This window comes from Streptomyces purpurogeneiscleroticus, from assembly GCF_020024005.1.
Classification (GTDB): Bacteria; Actinomycetota; Actinomycetes; order Streptomycetales; family Streptomycetaceae; genus Streptomyces; species Streptomyces purpurogeneiscleroticus.
In genome coordinates, this window is sequence record NZ_NHSG01000152.1 from 1 (window position 1) to 15,706 (window position 15,706).

12 protein-coding genes are annotated in these 15,706 nt (G+C 68.6%); 6 read left to right on the forward strand and 6 right to left on the reverse strand.

Annotation, left to right across the window (positions count from 1 at the left end):
• The first annotated feature begins 312 nt into the window (after positions 1-312).
• The 3 genes from CCS38_RS08655 to CCS38_RS08665 are packed head-to-tail and all read left to right on the forward strand — an operon-like array spanning position 313 to position 3,681.
• A complete protein-coding gene (locus CCS38_RS08655; RefSeq protein WP_223732605.1) occupies positions 313-765 on the forward strand; it encodes a type VII secretion target in 453 nt (150 codons plus the stop codon).
• A gap of 15 nt (positions 766-780) precedes the next feature.
• Positions 781-3,045: a DUF6571 family protein gene (locus CCS38_RS08660; protein ID WP_223732606.1), complete on the forward strand. Its 2,265-nt coding sequence runs from the start codon at positions 781-783 to the stop codon at positions 3,043-3,045.
• A 6-nt stretch (positions 3,046-3,051) separates the two neighbouring features.
• Positions 3,052-3,681 (forward strand): hypothetical protein, encoded by a 630-nt coding sequence (locus CCS38_RS08665; RefSeq protein WP_223732607.1) that lies wholly within the window; start codon positions 3,052-3,054, stop codon positions 3,679-3,681.
• Positions 3,682-3,712: 31 nt separating this feature from the next.
• Here the strand turns inward: CCS38_RS08665 and CCS38_RS08670 are convergent, their stop codons facing one another.
• On the reverse strand, positions 3,713-4,342 hold the full coding sequence (locus CCS38_RS08670) for a DedA family protein (RefSeq protein ID WP_223732608.1): 630 nt from the start codon (positions 4,340-4,342) through the stop codon (positions 3,713-3,715).
• A 192-nt stretch (positions 4,343-4,534) separates the two neighbouring features.
• Between CCS38_RS08670 and CCS38_RS08675 the strand changes: the two genes are divergently transcribed.
• Both CCS38_RS08675 and CCS38_RS08680 read left to right on the forward strand, forming a co-directional pair.
• A complete protein-coding gene (locus CCS38_RS08675; RefSeq protein WP_223732609.1) occupies positions 4,535-4,768 on the forward strand; it encodes a heavy-metal-associated domain-containing protein in 234 nt (77 codons plus the stop codon).
• 5 nt (positions 4,769-4,773) lie between these two features.
• Positions 4,774-7,050: a heavy metal translocating P-type ATPase gene (locus CCS38_RS08680; RefSeq protein WP_223732610.1), complete on the forward strand. Its 2,277-nt coding sequence runs from the start codon at positions 4,774-4,776 to the stop codon at positions 7,048-7,050.
• A gap of 686 nt (positions 7,051-7,736) precedes the next feature.
• On the opposite strand, the gene CCS38_RS08685 is transcribed toward CCS38_RS08680, so the two are convergent.
• The 5 genes from CCS38_RS08685 to CCS38_RS08705 form a co-directional block, all read right to left on the reverse strand.
• Complete coding sequence (locus tag CCS38_RS08685) at positions 7,737-9,026, reverse strand: citrate synthase (protein ID WP_030249960.1); 1,290 nt, start codon at positions 9,024-9,026, stop codon at positions 7,737-7,739.
• A 176-nt stretch (positions 9,027-9,202) separates the two neighbouring features.
• Positions 9,203-11,446 (reverse strand): SF1B family DNA helicase RecD2, encoded by a 2,244-nt coding sequence (gene recD2 / locus CCS38_RS08690; RefSeq protein ID WP_223732611.1) that lies wholly within the window; start codon positions 11,444-11,446, stop codon positions 9,203-9,205.
• A gap of 352 nt (positions 11,447-11,798) precedes the next feature.
• Positions 11,799-12,653 (reverse strand): sugar phosphate isomerase/epimerase family protein, encoded by an 855-nt coding sequence (locus CCS38_RS08695; RefSeq protein ID WP_223732612.1) that lies wholly within the window; start codon positions 12,651-12,653, stop codon positions 11,799-11,801.
• Positions 12,650-13,801, reverse strand: a complete 1,152-nt coding sequence (locus CCS38_RS08700; RefSeq protein WP_223732613.1) for a dihydrodipicolinate synthase family protein — start codon at positions 13,799-13,801, stop codon at positions 12,650-12,652. Before CCS38_RS08700 ends, CCS38_RS08695 begins: the two co-directional genes overlap by 4 nt.
• Positions 13,798-14,949: a Gfo/Idh/MocA family protein gene (locus CCS38_RS08705; RefSeq protein WP_223732614.1), complete on the reverse strand. Its 1,152-nt coding sequence runs from the start codon at positions 14,947-14,949 to the stop codon at positions 13,798-13,800. The genes CCS38_RS08700 and CCS38_RS08705 overlap by 4 nt, the downstream gene beginning before the upstream one ends.
• A 238-nt stretch (positions 14,950-15,187) precedes the next feature.
• On the opposite strand from CCS38_RS08705, the gene CCS38_RS08710 reads away from it, so the two are divergent.
• On the forward strand, positions 15,188-15,706 hold a 519-nt coding region (locus CCS38_RS08710), incomplete at its 3' end, for a LacI family DNA-binding transcriptional regulator (RefSeq protein ID WP_223732615.1).

A 15,706-nucleotide genomic window follows, 5' to 3' on the forward strand; every position in this document is an offset into this window, starting at 1 on the left:
CCTCCTCCTCGGCGCCCACCTCGGCCGCCGCTGCATCCCCCACCTCAACCAACCCCTCTTCACCCGCCTCACCCTCCTCCTGACCACGGCAGCGGCGATCAACCTGCTCCGCTGACCGGGCGGCCGCTGCTCGTCAACTGGACCGGCTGAACGCCCCCTTGGCGTGAGACCAGCTGCATCGCGGCCCTCCACTTGCTAACTTCAGCCTCATGTCTGCCAAAGGGCCGCTTCACCTCCGAGGTAGTACCGGCCCACAGCGACATCCGTGACCGCATCTGTCGCGTCACACCGAAAACGAAACAGCGGGGGGCCATGTCGTTCGAACAAGAGTGGGCAGCGCTCAAAGCCACTGCGACGGCGAATCAGCACACCCGCATGCGGCTGAACAGCGCCCCTGCCAGCGCAGGTGGCGGTGGAGGGCAACGACTGCACGTCACTCCGAGCGTGCTGCGCCATCGAGCCGAGAAAGCAGACATCGTCCGAAGGGACTTCCTGGCCGCCGACGACAAGGCCACCAAGGAGACGGGCCAGGTAGCGGCCAGTCTCGCCGGGTTCAGGTCAGGGCCGGCGTTCGACGTCTTCAAGAAGCGCTGGACCTCGCAGATGGACTATGTGAAGGGCCTGCTGCAGAACGACGTCGCGGGAGCTCTCCGTGCCGCTGCCAACGACTTCGAAGCGCGCGACCGGGCCGAGGGAGAAAAGTACCGGCACGGTGGCAAGGGCGGCGGGCGGCCCGGAACGAGCCGGGACGACGGACGGGTCTGACGGGGATGTCGCACAGTGCTTGACTACAAAACTTTGATCAACGCCGACTTTGCCGAACTCTCCCAGGCGGTCGGCAAGTGGAAGAGGCTCCCGGAAGAGTTCAGGGATGTCAGCACCCAGTACACGACGACGGTCGAAAAGGGTCTTCGCGGTTCCGACTGGCAGGGAGACACTGCGGATGCGGCATACGACAAACTCAATTTGACCAGGAAACAGATTGATTCCGCTGCCGACGAAGCAGCAGATGTCCATCGCCTGCTGGACGACGCACACGAGATCTTCACTCATGCCCAGTCGAGGCTGAAGGCTCTCACAGCAGACATCGAGAAGGAAAAATATCTGTCGATCAAGCCGGACGGTGAAGTCTTCATCGACCTGCCCGAAGACACTCCCGCCGAGCAGATCGCAGGGATCAACAAAAGTTATCAGGAATCGCTCCGCGCCTACCGCGACAGCATTCAGAGGCAGGTGGACACCGCAAAAGAAGCGGACGACGTCCTGTACTGGGCACTGAGCCAGGATTTCAACGGCCGAAAAAAGGGGTTCGACTCCCGGACGTACAACAGCATCAAGAGTGCGAAGCACGGGCGCGCAGAGGCTGCTGCGGACCTCAGGGCACTGACGAAGCTCGCAGGTGTGCAAAGGACGTACAGCCTGAGCGATGTCCAGAGAATCAACCGTATCCTGGCTCAGCATGAAGGCGACCCCTACTTCGCGGAGAAGTTCGCCACTGCTCTCGGCCCCCAGCAGACCTTGGAATTCTGGACCAGGATCGCCGACCGGCAACAGACCGGTGACGCCATGACGAAGACCTCGGCCAAAATCCAGCAATCTTTGGGTCACACTCTCGCAACCGCTTCCCACTCCAGCAGCCAAGAGATGGACGACTGGAAGAGAGACATGTCGCGCATCGGCGGCAGGCGTCTCGAGATCATCGACATGGAGATGGGCACCTCCACCACGGGACCTTACGGGTTCCAGGTGATGAGCAGCCTGATGCGCAACGGTGACTACGACAAAAGCTTCCTGGCCGATTACGGTAAGGCGCTGATCGGCTTCGAGAAGAGCCATAAAGAGATGACTCCCAAGGAGCTCTGGCAACCCGAAGGATATGTCCCGTACCTGGATTTCAGCAGCCGGAGCGACCACGGAGTGGATCCCATGGCCGGCTATCTCGAGGGGCTGGGACACAATCCCGAGGCAGCCACGGCCATGTTTGAAGCCAAGAACTGGAAAGACTCCGCCGGCACCTGGCAGCAGAACATGGACCCGGACCTCAAGTACTTGCTGGAGGACCGAAAGTGGCCAGAAACGCCGAAGGCGAACTACGATTCGCTGGGCCATGCGATCGAAGCTGCGACGCTGGGCATCCCGTACGACCACCCCGAACTGGGGCTGCATCGGGACGACCGAACCGCGAATGTCGCAGAGCAGGTCATGAAGGCGGTCAGCAATGACCCCGAGTACCTCAAGGACCGGCACGGAATCGGCGACAGCCTGGCGAGAATGGGGGCCGGCTATATCGACGATCTGGACTGGGCTGCAGGGAATTTCGGTAATTCACATACCGACCAGCAGCTTCTTGAATCCACGTTCCAGCACCGAGGCGCAGGGCATGTGAATCTGGCGCACGGCACGGCGGTCGGATTCCTGGCGCAGGCTGGTTCGACTGAAGAAGGCTACAAGATCCTTTCAATTGCGCAGCAGGAGTACACAGCCAGCAGCCTGAGGGCCCACCCTGAGCCGAACGCGCAAGTTTCCGAAATGCTGGCAACCGGCGCAAAAATGCACGGGATTCTCGACCAGGCGCGAATCAACAGCATTCACGAGCACTACGGCGAGGCTACGAAGGAAGCCGAGCAGAAGCTTGCCGATGCCGCCGAGTGGAAGAAATTCAGGTATGGCGCCGCCATCGGGCTCGGAACGGCCGCAGTCGCCCTTCCGTTCGCAGCTCCCGCCGCAGGCGCCGCCGCGGTCGCAGCCTTCGCGGTGCCCCAGGTCGTAGGCATGGGCGGAAACGCATACATCACCGACTACGGGATCAACCTCAATCACCAACTCGAAGAAAGCGGCCCTAACTACTCCAGGAAGGAACAGATGGACCTCATGGAGTTCACTGCCCTGGGGCAGGGGCGTGCCGTTGCACCGATGGACGCCTACATCACCGTGAATAATCTCGACGATACCCAGTGGTCAAGGGAAGCACACGCGGCAGTCGAAGGAAAATACAATGACGGCATCGATGCCGTCACCGTCATCACCCCGAACTCCGGCAAGTGAGGACTAATGTTCCGCAAGACGATTATCTTGTGCACTGTTGCGCTCGCCACTGTGCTCACCTCCTGCAGCAGTGACACTGCAGACAAAAAGAGCCCCGACGCCCGGCTCGCCGCCGAGAAGGCATGCGGAGGACTCTCCCCGAAGGCCGCATCATCACTTGAGGGGATTACCGAAACGAAAGAGTTCAAGCACATCAGCCATTCCTCGGTACCAGGAATACTGAAGAGAGGGATCTCGACTTCCCCTGGCGAAGAGGGAGAGGCCCGATACCTGTCCTGCGAGATCCAGCCGCAGCAGCCGACGGGCAAGAACGCCGTGCGAAAGATCAGTGTATTTTTCGAAACAATCGATCGGCTTCCGCCTGACGAGAGCGAAGCAGTCGGTGTCACCACCCTGCCCATCGGCCTGCGGGCGATCGGCGATGACGGTACCGCGGATATTTTCTTCGACTGCAAATCACCTGATTCGGCGACCGGAGAAAACGACGGATCCCTCATCCATGCGGAACTCGTCTATGGAGCCACCCCCCGCAAAGCGGACCCGAGGAAGCGGAATCTCGAGATCCTGCAGGCTCTGACGTTCAAAATGGCGCAGAATCTCGGGTGCGCCGACAACGGTGGGATCCCACGCGTTTGATCAGTGACTCCTGGCCGGCAGCTGAAGCGGCTCACCGCTCACGCAATGTTGAGCCCGGCCGCGTTGCGCCGCCCCTCTGCGCAGCTCCTTGGTCGCGCTTCTTCTCTCGACGCACCCGGCAACGACTGCTCACCACAGGAACGAGGGCGCCTGCCGCAGCCACAGTGAGCGACACGCCAACCGCGAGGACCAAGGCAGGAAGCAAGCCGCCGGCAGCGGCGCGGCCCAGGTATCCGGCGCCGACCGAATAGGTCGCCCATACGGACTCCGCGATGAGGCTGGCGAGAAGGTAGCGACGTACGGGGTACCGCACGACCCCTGTGGCGAGCGCGCCTGCAATACGCCCCGCAGGGAGAAAACGCAGCCCTGCCACGAACGGCACCCCATGGCGCTCCAGCTGCGCCGAGGCGCGATCGAGAATGGCGCGACGCCGATCGTTCCGCTGCAGCCACCGTCGCGCCGGCCCCCCGAACCTCCGTGCCATCACATGCAGCACCAGGTCCCCCGCCACCGCGCTTCCGGCCACGACCAGGAGGACGACGGGGAGGTGGAGGGTGCCGTGGGCGGCGAGGGTGCCTGCCCAGGCGAGCAGGGCGGCGTTGGGCAGCAGTGGTGGCGCGGTGGTCAGTGCCAGCAGCCCGTAGATGGCGAGCGCGTTCACGGCGGCCCCGATCCCTCGGCCCGGCATTCCTCGTGCTCTTCCAGGCTGACCCCATCACGGCAGCATGGCCAATTCCGTAGGGTTCGGGTGGGTTTTTCGGCAGTGACTCGGGACACCCGTGCGTTAATACCCCCTAGGGGTATAAAGTGGAACGTGGAACACCAACCGTCACCCCGGCACTAGGAGAATCCCATGTCCGCACCGGCCGACCAGTCCGTCACCACCACCTACAAGGTCACCGGCATGACCTGCGGTCACTGTGAGGGCGCCGTGAAGCAGGAGATCTCGGAGATCGCCGGTGTCAGCTCGGTCGAGGCGGTCGCCGCGACCGGCCTCGTCACCGTCGTCTCGCAGGCCCCGCTCGACGAGGAGGCCGTGCGCGCCGCCGTCGACGAGGCCGGCTACGAGCTCGTGGGCCGGGCCTGACCCCCATGCCGGACACAGCCGTGCAGGCGCAGGTCGAGCTGGCCATCGGCGGCATGACCTGCGCCTCGTGCGCCGCGCGCGTGGAGAAGAAGCTCAACCGCATGGAGGGCGTCACCGCCACCGTCAACTATGCGACGGAGAAGGCGAGGGTCGCCTATGAGCCGGGCGTCGAGATCGCCGATCTGATCGCCACGGTGGAGCGGACCGGGTATACGGCGCACGAGCCGCAGCCCGAGCCGGAGCCGGCCGCCCCCGCGCCGGGCGCACACGAGGAGAAGGAAGCCGCAGCCCAGGAGGGGCCCGACAGCGCCCTGGCGGCGCTGCGCCAGCGGCTGATCGTCTCGGCCGTGCTCGCCGCTCCGGTGATCGCGCTGTCGATGATTCCTGTACTGCAGTTCGACAACTGGCAGTGGCTGAGCCTGACGCTGGCCGCGCCGGTCGTCGTCTGGGGCGCGTACCCCTTCCACCGCGCGGCCTGGACGAACCTGCGGCACGGCGCCGCCACGATGGACACCCTGGTCTCCCTCGGGACGCTGGCCGCGTTCGGCTGGTCGCTGTGGGCGCTGTTCTTCGGGCACGCCGGGATGCCGGGGATGCGGCACGGCTTCGATCTGACGGCCCGGCACGGGGACGGCTCGTCCGCGATCTACCTGGAGGCGGCGGCCGGAGTCACCGCGTTCCTGCTGCTCGGGCGCTATCTGGAGGCCCGCTCCAAGCGGAAGGCGGGCGCGGCGCTGCGCGCGCTCATGGACCTGGGCGCCAAGGACGTGACCGTCCTGCGGGGCGGCCGGGAGGTACGGGAGCCGGTGGACCGGCTGACCGTCGGCGACCGGTTCGTCGTACGGCCCGGGGAGAAGATCGCGACGGACGGGACGGTCGTCGAGGGCACCTCGGCCGTGGACGCCTCGATGCTGACCGGCGAGTCGGTACCGGTCGACGTGGCGCCGGGCGACTCCGTGACCGGCGCGACCGTGAACACCGCGGGGCGGCTCGTCGTCGAGGCCACCCGCATCGGCGCGGACACCCGGCTCGCGCGGATGGCGCAGCTCGTGGAGGACGCGCAGAACGGCAAGGCCGAAGCGCAGCGGCTCGCGGACCGGATCTCGGCCGTCTTCGTGCCGGTGGTACTGGTGATCGCCCTGGCCACGCTCGTCGTCCGGCTGCTGGTGACCGGCGACGCCACCGCCGCGTTCACCGCCGCGGTCGCCGTCCTGATCATCGCCTGCCCGTGTGCGCTCGGGCTGGCCACGCCGACCGCGCTGATGGTCGGTACGGGCCGGGGCGCCCAGCTCGGCATCCTGATCAAGGGTCCCGAGGTACTGGAGTCCACGCGCCGGGTCGACACGGTCGTCCTGGACAAGACCGGCACGGTCACCACCGGGCGGATGAGCCTGTACGAGGCGGTCCCGGCGGCGGACACGGACGAGCGGACCCTCCTGCGGCTCGCCGGCGCCCTGGAGCACGCCTCGGAGCATCCGGTGGCCCGGGCGATCGCGGAGGGCGCACAGGAGCGCGTAGGGGATCTTCCGGCGGCCGAACGCTTCGAGAACGTGGCGGGCCTGGGCGTACGCGGCACAGTGGACGGCCACGAGGTCGTCGTGGGCCGCGAGCGCCTGCTGGCCACCGCGGAGCTTTCCGCGCTCCCCGCCGAGCTCGCCGACGCCCGGGACCGGGCCGAGGCCGCGGGCCGTACGGCGGTCCTGGTCGCCTGGGACGGGCAGGTGCGCGGCGTGCTGTCCGTCGCCGACACCGTGAAGGACGGCAGTGCGGAGGCGGTCGCGCGGCTGCGGTCGCTCGGGCTGACCCCGGTACTGCTCACCGGCGACAACAAGGCCGTCGCGGCGAGCGTCGCCCGCGCGGTCGGCATCGATCCCGACCAGGTGTTCGCCGAGGTCATGCCGGAGGACAAGGTCGCGGCGGTACAGCGGCTGCAGGAGCAGGGCCGGTCGGTCGCGATGGTCGGGGACGGCGTGAACGACGCCGCCGCGCTCGCCCGCGCCGACCTGGGCCTGGCCATCGGTACCGGTACCGATGCGGCCATCGAGGCCGCCGACCTCACCCTCGTCCGCGGGGATCTCCGGGTCGCGGCCGACGCCATCCGGCTCGCCCGGCGCACCCTGGGAACGATCAAGGGCAATCTGTTCTGGGCGTTCGGCTACAACGTCGCGGCCATCCCGCTCGCGGTGGCCGGGCTGCTCGACCCGATGATCGCGGGGGCGGCGATGGCGTTCTCGTCGGTCTTCGTGGTGACGAACAGCCTGCGGCTGCGGTCCTTCACGTAGGAGACTCTGCGAGCCGGCATGAGACTCTGCGGGCGGACGGCCCCGTCGTGGGACGAAGCGGGGACGAAGCTCCCGGGATGCGCACAGGGCCCCGGGAGTTCCCGTTCTTCGCCCGATAACTGGGTGGGGTTCTTCACCTGATTGGGGACCTTCACATAGTTCTCACAACCCGCACCGTACCCATACACTGGGGCCCCGATCTCCTGACAGGGGCCCTTGACCGTATTCGCCCGATATGGCAAGAGACCCAGATCACAGAGGTTCGGACGTAACCATTCGAGGGGGTCGTGAGTCTAACCGTGCAGTACAAGCACCCCGGCGGGGCTTGTACTAGGCAACCGGACCGGTCTTGGGGGACTTCGTCCGGTACGCGTGGCCGGGGCGACGTGCCCGGGGAGCTTTGAGCGGCCCTCCCGTACGTGCGCGTCCCGGCAGCTCGCGCAACGCAGTAGAGCAGGGTGCCCTCAATGGACGCCCGGACGGATCCCGTGGGGGGAATCCGACCCGGGAAAGGGAAGCGCCCCCCGCTCCGGACCCGTGGGGGGATCTGGAGCGAGGGGCGCTTTCCGCCTTTTCACAGCCGCTTTCGCGGTGCTTTTCAGCCGCGTTCACGGCGGTTTGCAGCCGCTTTCGCGGCGCGTCCTGGCCGGCCCGCACCGCGGGCCGGCGGACGGCGAAGCCTGGGGTCAGCGCTGCTCGACCGGCACGAAGTCGCGCTCGACCACGCCGGTGTAGATCTGGCGCGGACGGCCGATGCGGGAGCCGGGCTCCTTGATCATCTCGTGCCACTGGGCGATCCAGCCGGGGAGCCGGCCGAGCGCGAAGAGCACGGTGAACATCTCGGTCGGGAAGCCCATGGCCCGGTAGATCAGGCCGGTGTAGAAGTCCACGTTCGGGTAGAGCTTGCGCTCGACGAAGTAGTCGTCGGCCAGCGCGTGCTCCTCCAGCTTCAGGGCGATGTCCAGCAGCTGGTCGGACTTGCCCAGCGCGGAGAGGACGTCGTGCGCCGCCGCCTTGATGATCTTCGCCCGGGGGTCGAAGTTCTTGTAGACGCGGTGCCCGAAGCCCATGAGCTTCACGCCGTCTTCCTTGTTCTTCACCTTGCGGATGAAGGTGTCGACGTCGCCGCCGTCGCGCTGGATGCCTTCCAGCATCTCCAGCACGGACTGGTTCGCACCGCCGTGCAGGGGGCCCCACAGCGCGTTGATGCCGGCCGAGATCGAGGCGAAGAGATTCGCCTGCGAGGAGCCGACCAGGCGCACGGTCGAGGTCGAGCAGTTCTGCTCGTGGTCGGCGTGCAGGATCAGGAGCTTGTCCAGGGCGCTGGTGACGACCGGGTCCAGGTCGTACTCGGCGGCGGGCACCGAGAAGGTCATGCGCAGGAAGTTCTCGACGTAACCGAGGTCGTTGCGCGGGTAGACGACCGGGTGACCGACCGACTTCTTGTACGCGTACGCCGCGATCGTCGGCAGCTTGGCCAGCAGCCGGATGCTGGAGAGGTAGCGCTGCTGCTCGTCGAACGGGTTGTGGCTGTCCTGGTAGAAGGTGGACAGCGCGCTGACGACCGAGGACAGCATCGCCATCGGGTGGGCGTCCCGCGGGAAGCCGTCGTAGAAGCGCTTGACGTCCTCGTGGAGCAGCGTGTGGTAGGTGATGTCCTCCTTGAAGGAGGACAGCTCGTCGACGGTCGGCAGCTCGCCGTTGATAAGCAGGTACGCGGTCTCGATGAACGTGCTGCGCTCTGCGAGCTGCTCGATCGGGTAGCCGCGGTACCGGAGAATGCCCGCTTCACCGTCGAGATAGGTGACCGCGGATTTATACGCAGCGGTGTTGCCGTAACCGGAATCCAGGGTCACCAGACCGGTCTGTGCGCGCAGCTTCGAGATGTCGAAGCCCTTGTCGCCGACGCTGCTGTCGACGACCGGGTAGGTGTATTCGCCGTCCCCGTAACGCAGTACTACAGAGTTGTCGCTCACGTCATCCCTCACCGACGTTGTGCCTCTTCTTCGAGGTGCCCTGACTGCCTATACCTTCCCCCATTTGGACCTTGGCTGTGCACTCGGGGTCGGCCATAGGGCCCTAAGACGGCACTCAGTGCCGCCCAGCTGCCCATCTTGCGCCCCTTCGCCCCAAAGGGGAAAGGGGTGACACCTCACATCGTGCCGCCAAGCCGGTGATCCAGCGCGGTATGCCTGCGACCCGCCGATATCGTCCGCACCGCCTGGCCCAAGGCCTTCCGTGACCCCACCAACACCACCAATCGCTTTGCCCGGGTAACCGCCGTATAGAGCAGATTGCGCTGCAGCATCATCCACGCCCCCGTCGTGACAGGAATCACCACTGCCGGGTACTCACTTCCCTGCGAACGGTGGATCGTCACCGCGTACGCGTGCGCCAGCTCGTCCAGCTCGTCGAAGTCGTACGGCACCTCCTCGTCCTCGTCGGTCAGCACGGTCAGCCGCTGGTCCTCGACGCTGAGGGCCGTGACCACTCCCACCGTGCCGTTGAAGACGCCGTTGCGGCCCTTCTCGTAGTTGTTCCTGATCTGAGTGACCTTGTCGCCGACGCGGAAAACCCGGCCGCCGAAGCGGCGCTCGGGGAGGTCGGGCCGGGCCGGGGTGACCGCCTGCTGCAGCAGGCCGTTCAGGGCCCCCGCTCCGGCCGGGCCGCGGTGCATCGGGGCGAGGACCTGTACGTCCCTCCGGGGGTCGAGGCCGAACTTCGCCGGGATCCGGTGGGCCGCCACATCGACCGTCAGCCGCCCGGCCTCCTCGGTGTCCTCCTGCGGGAAGAGGAAGAAGTCGGGCATCCCGGTCGTGATCGGCAGCGTCCCGGCGTTGATCCGGTGCGCGTTGGTCACCACGCCCGAATGCTGCGCCTGCCGGAAGATCCTGGTCAGCCGTACGGCCGGCACCGGGCTGCCGTCCGCGAGCAGGTCGCGCAGCACCTCTCCGGCCCCGACGGACGGCAGCTGGTCCACATCGCCCACGAGCAGAAGATGCGCGCCCGGCGGCACGGCCTTGATGAGCTTGTTGGCGAGCAGCAGGTCCAGCATCGACGCCTCGTCGACGACCACGAGGTCGGCGTCCAGCGGGCGGTCCTGGTCGTACGCGGCGTCCCCGCCGGGCTTCAGCTCCAGCAGCCGGTGGACCGTGGCGGCCTCCGCGCCGGTCAGCTCGGCCAGCCGCTTGGCAGCCCGCCCGGTCGGCGCCGCCAGCAGCACCTGCGCCTTCTTGGCGCGCGCCAGCTCCACCACCGAGCGGACCGTGAAGGACTTGCCGCAGCCGGGGCCGCCGGTGAGCACCGCGACCTTCTCGGTCAGCGCCAGCTTCACCGCCGCCTCCTGCTCGGGCGCCAGCTCCGCTCCCGTACGGTCGGCGAGCCACGCCAGCGCCTTGTCCCACGGCACGTCGTGGAAGGCCGGCATCCGGTCCTCCGTGGCCCGCAGCAGCCGCCGCAGCCGCCCGGCCAGGGACAGCTCGGCGCGGTGGAAGGGGACGAGATACACGGCCGTCACGGGCTCGCCGCCGTCCGGGGCGGGGACGGTCTCGCGTACGACGCCCTCCGGATCCTCCGCCAGCTCCGCCAGGCAGTCGATGACCAGCCCCGTGTCCACCTGCAGCAGCTTCACGGAGTCGGCGATCAGCTGCTCCTGGGGCAGGAAGCAGTGCCCCTGGTCGGTGGACTGGGACAGCGCGTACTGCAGGCCCGCCTTCACCCGGTCCGGGCTGTCGTGCGGGATGCCCACCGACTGGGCGATGCGGTCGGCGGTCAGGAAGCCGATGCCCCAGACGTCGGAGGCGAGGCGGTACGGCTGGTTCCGTACAACGGAGATGGACGCGTCGCCGTACTTCTTGTAGATCCGCACGGCGATGGAGGTGGACACGCCGACGCCCTGGAGGAAGACCATGACCTCCTTGATGGCCTTTTGCTCCTCCCAGGCCGCGCCGATCATCTTCGTCCGCTTCGGCCCGAGGCCCGGCACTTCGATGAGGCGCTTCGGCTCCTTCTCGATGACCTCGAGGGTGTCCGTGCCGAAGTGCTCGGTGATCCGGTCGGCGATCCGCGGGCCGATGCCCTTGATCAGGCCGGAGCCGAGATAGCGGCGGATGCCCTGCACGGTGGCGGGCAGGACCGTGCGGTAGTTCTCGACCGTGAACTGGCGGCCGTATTGGGGGTGGGAGCCCCAGCGGCCCTCCATGCGCAGCGACTCGCCCGGCTGGGCACCGAGCAGCGCCCCGACCACCGTGAGCAGATCATTGCCGCCGCGGCCGGTGTCGACGCGCGCGACGGTGTAGCCGGTGTCCTCGTTGGCGTACGTGATCCGCTCCAGGACGCCTTCGACGACGGCCTGGCCGGGTGGGTTGTTCGGGCCTCCCCCGCGCGTTCGCTGCATGGAACCGAAGGTACCGCCGGGGTCGGACATCGCCGGGGGCCTGTGGACAACCCGGCGGCCGGGCCTGTGGGTTGTCCACAGGCCGGATACTTCGGCTGGACATTTCGAGGGGCCCGGCCTATCGCCGGGCCCCTCGGTCCCCCCTCGGGTCCCCCCCTTTGCCTCGGCGCCTGACCATCCCCCGATCTCCCCCGCTATCAGGCGCCGATGTCCAGTACGACCCCCGAAGGGCCGGAACGGTTGCGTGGTTCCGCCCCTCTTTCGGCGCAGTTCGCATCGCGGCCCGCGCCTGCACGCACGGCGCACACGGCGCGTTCAGCCGAGCCCCCGGGCTCTCTTGCGCCCGCCCGCCTCACTCCGGACTCAGTACGTGCTCCCGGTAACGAGCGATCACTTCGGCCAGTACCTCGGCACCGTCCCGCTCCCACAGGCCCGGGTTGAAGATCTCGACCTCGATGGGCCCGTCGTACCCCGCCGCTTCGGTCCGTTCGCGGAACCACCGCAGGTCCACCGCCCCGTCCCCGAGCTGCCCGCGGCCGAGCAGTACCCCTTCGGGCAGCGGGGTCACCCAGTCGGCGAGCTGGAACGCCGCGAGCCGCCCGCCGCGCCCCGCCCGTTCGATCCCCTCCCCGACCGTGTCGTCCCACCACAGGTGGTACGTGTCCACGACCACGCCCACCTGCTCCGCGGGGAACCGCTCGGCGAGGTCCAGCGCCTGGGCGAGGGTGGAGACGACACAGCGGTCCGACGCGTACATCGGGTGCAGCGGCTCGATCGCCAGCCGTACGCCCCGCTCGGCGGCGTACGGCCCCAGCTCGGCCAGCGCCTCGGCCACCCGCTCCCGCGCCCCGTGCAGGTCCCGGCTGCCGGGCGGCAGACCGCCGGACACCAGGACGAGGGTGTCCGTGCCGAGGGCCGCGGCCTCGTCGATCGCCGCCCGGTTGTCGTCGAGCGCGGTGGCGCGCCCCTGGGGGTCGGCCGCGGTGAAGAAGCCGCCGCGGCACAGGCTGGTGACGGTCAGCCCCGCCTCCCGCATGAGCTTGGTGGCCGCGTCGACGCCGTACTTCTGTACGGGCTCGCGCCACAGGCCCACGTGGCGCAGCCCGGCCGCCGCGCAGCCGTCCGCCAGCTCGGGCAGTGACCACTGCTTGACCGTCTCCTGGTTGAGGCTGAGGCGCGCGAGGTCGTCCTTCGTGCGGCTGGTCATGCGTCTCCTCCCAGTACGGCGGTCAGCTGCGCCATACGGTGCCGGGCCAGCTCGGGGTCTGGGAACAGGCCGAGCCCGCCCGCCAGTTCGTACGCCCGGCGCAGGTGCCGCAGCGAGCGGGCCGACTGGAGTCCGCCGGCCATCGTGAAGTGCTTCTGGTGGCCCGAGAGCCAGGCCAGGAAGACGACGCCGGTCTTGTAGTAGCGGGTCGGCGCTTCGAAGAGGTGCCGGGCCAGCTCCACAGTGGGGTCCAGGACCTTGTGGAACGCGGCGGTGTTCCCGGTGTCCAGCAGCCGCACCGCCTCGGCGGCCAGCGGCGCGAGCGGGTCGAAGACGCCCAGCAGGGCGTGGCTGAAGCCGCGTTGGTCGCCGGCGATCAGTTCGGGGTAGTGGAAGTCGTCGCCCGTGTAACAGCGCACCCCGTTCGGCAGCCGGCGGCGCAGCGCCACCTCTCGGTCCGCGTCGAGCAGCGAGACCTTCACGCCGTCGACCTTGTCCGGGTGCTCGGCGATGATCTGCAGGAACGTGTCGGTGGCCGCGTCGAGATCCTCGCTGCCCCAGTAGCCCTCCAGCGCCGGGTCGAACATCGGGCCGAGCCAGTGGAGGATGACCGGCTCGCTGCTCTGCCGGAGCAGGTGCCCGTACACCTCCGCGTACGCCTCGGGCCCGGCCGCGACCGCCGCCAGCTGCCGCGACGCCATCAGGATCGGCTGCCCGCCGGCCTCCTCCACGAGGGCGAGCTGCTCCTCGTAGGCGGCGCGCACGTCCGACAGCTCCGCCTCCCCGGGCGAGAGCTGGTCGGTGCCCACTCCGCAGGCGATCCGGCCGCCCACCGCCCTGGCCTCGGCGGCCGACCGCCGGATCAGCTCGGCGGCGGTCGGCCAGTCCAGGCCCATGCCGCGCTGCGCGGTGTCCATGGCCTCGGCGACGCCCAGGCCGTGCGACCACAGGTGGCGCCGGAAGCCGAGGGTGGCGTCCCAGTCCAGCACGGCGGGGCCGTCGGGGACGGTGTCGGCATACGGGTCGGCGACGACGTGCGCGGCGGCGAAGACGGTACGGGAGGTGAAGGGGACCGCCCCACCTACAGGCGCAGCGCTCCCAACCGTGACTTCGGACGCGGCAGGCGTGGCTTCGGACGCGGCGCTCACAGGCTCAGCTCCGGTACGTCCAGGCGGCGCCCTTCTTGCGCCGAGCGGATGCCCAGTTCGGCGAGGTGCACGCCGCGCGCGCCCGCCATGAGGTCCCACCGCCACGGCTCGTCGAGCACCACGTGGCGCAGGAAGAGCGCCCACTGCTCCTTGAAGCCGTTGTCGAAGGTCTCGTTGTCGGGCACCTCCTGCCACTGCGCCCTGAAGTCCTCGGTGGCCGGCAGGTCCGGGTTCCAGACCGGCTTGGGGGTCGCGGAGCGGTGCTGGACCCGGCAGCGGCGCAGGCCCGCGACGGCCGACCCCTCCGTGCCGTCCACCTGGAACTCGACCAGCTCGTCCCGGTTGACGCGCACCGCCCAGGAGGAGTTGATCTGCGCGACGGCGCCGCCCGCCAGCTCGAAGATCCCGTACGCGGCGTCGTCGGCGGTCGCCTCGTACGGCTTCCCGGCCTCGTCCCAGCGGCGCGGGATGTGGGTGGCCAGCTGGGCCTGGACGGTGCGTACCGGCCCGAACAGCTCGTGCAGTACGTACTCCCAGTGCGGGAACATGTCCGTCGCGATGCCGCCGCCGTCCTCGGCCCGGTAGTTCCACGACGGGCGCTGCGCCTCCTGCCAGTCGCCCTCGAAGACCCAGTAGCCGAACTCGCCCCGTATGGACAGGATGCGCCCGAAGAAGCCGCCCTCGATGAGCCGCTTCAGCTTCAGCAGACCCGGCAGGAAGATCTTGTCCTGGACGACGCCGTGCTTGATGCCGGCAGCGTGGGCCAGCCGCGCCAGTTCGAGCGCACCGGCGAGCCCGGTGGCGGTGGGCTTCTCCACGTAGAGGTGCTTGCCCGCGGCGATCGCCTTCTTGACGGCCTCCTCGCGGGCGGCGGTGACCTGCGCGTCGAAGTAGATGTCGATGCTGTCGTCGGCCAGCACCGTGTCCAGATCGGTGGACCACTCCGTGAGGCCGTGCCGGTGGGCCATGGCCGCGAGCTTGTGCTCCGCGCGGCCGACCAGGACCGGTTCGGGCCAGATCACCATGCCCCCGCCCACGTCCAGGCCGCCCTGCTCGCGCAGGGCGAGGATCGAGCGGAGCAGGTGCTGGCGGTAGCCCATGCGCCCGGTCACGCCGTTCATCGCGATCCGTACGGTCTTGCGTGTCACAACCCGACCCCTCACATCAACCGGTGGTACCGGTCGCGGCCCACATGGTCCGCGACCGGACAAGCGCACGGAAAGCGCCGGCGAAGGGCGCGCGGCATCCGGCGCCCGGAGTCGCTCACTCGGTCACGCGATACATAGAAAGCGCTTTCCATCGCGAGAGAAGCTAGCCTGCGACGCGAGGCGCCACAAGAGGGGCGACGCCGTACGGGGCGCCGCAGGAAGGGGGACGGGGAGCGATATGACCGTGACACTGGCGGACGTCGCCGCGCGGGCGGGGGTCTCGGCGGCGACCGTCTCACGCGTGCTGAACAGCAACTATCCGGTGGCCGAGGCCACCCGCGACCGGGTCCTGCGGGCGGTCGCGGAACTGGAGTACGTCGCGAACGGACCGGCCAGCGCGCTCGCCGCGGCCACCTCCGACCTGGTCGGCATCCTCGTCAACGACGTCGCCGACCCGTTCTTCGGCATACTCGCGAGCGCGGTGCAGTCGGAGATGAGCGGCGACGGCACCTCCGGCGGCGAGAAGCTCGCCGTGGTCTGCAACACCGGCGGCTCCCCGGAGCGCGAGCTGACCTACCTCACGCTGCTGCACCGCCAGCGCGCCGGCGCCGTGGTACTGACCGGCGGCGCGACCGAGGACCCCGCGCATACGGCCGCGTTGGCGGCCCGCGTGGCGCGACTGTCCTCGGCGGGGACCCAGGTGGTGCTGTGCGGCCGCCCGCCGCTGCCGGCGGGTGACGGGGGTTCGGCGGAGGGA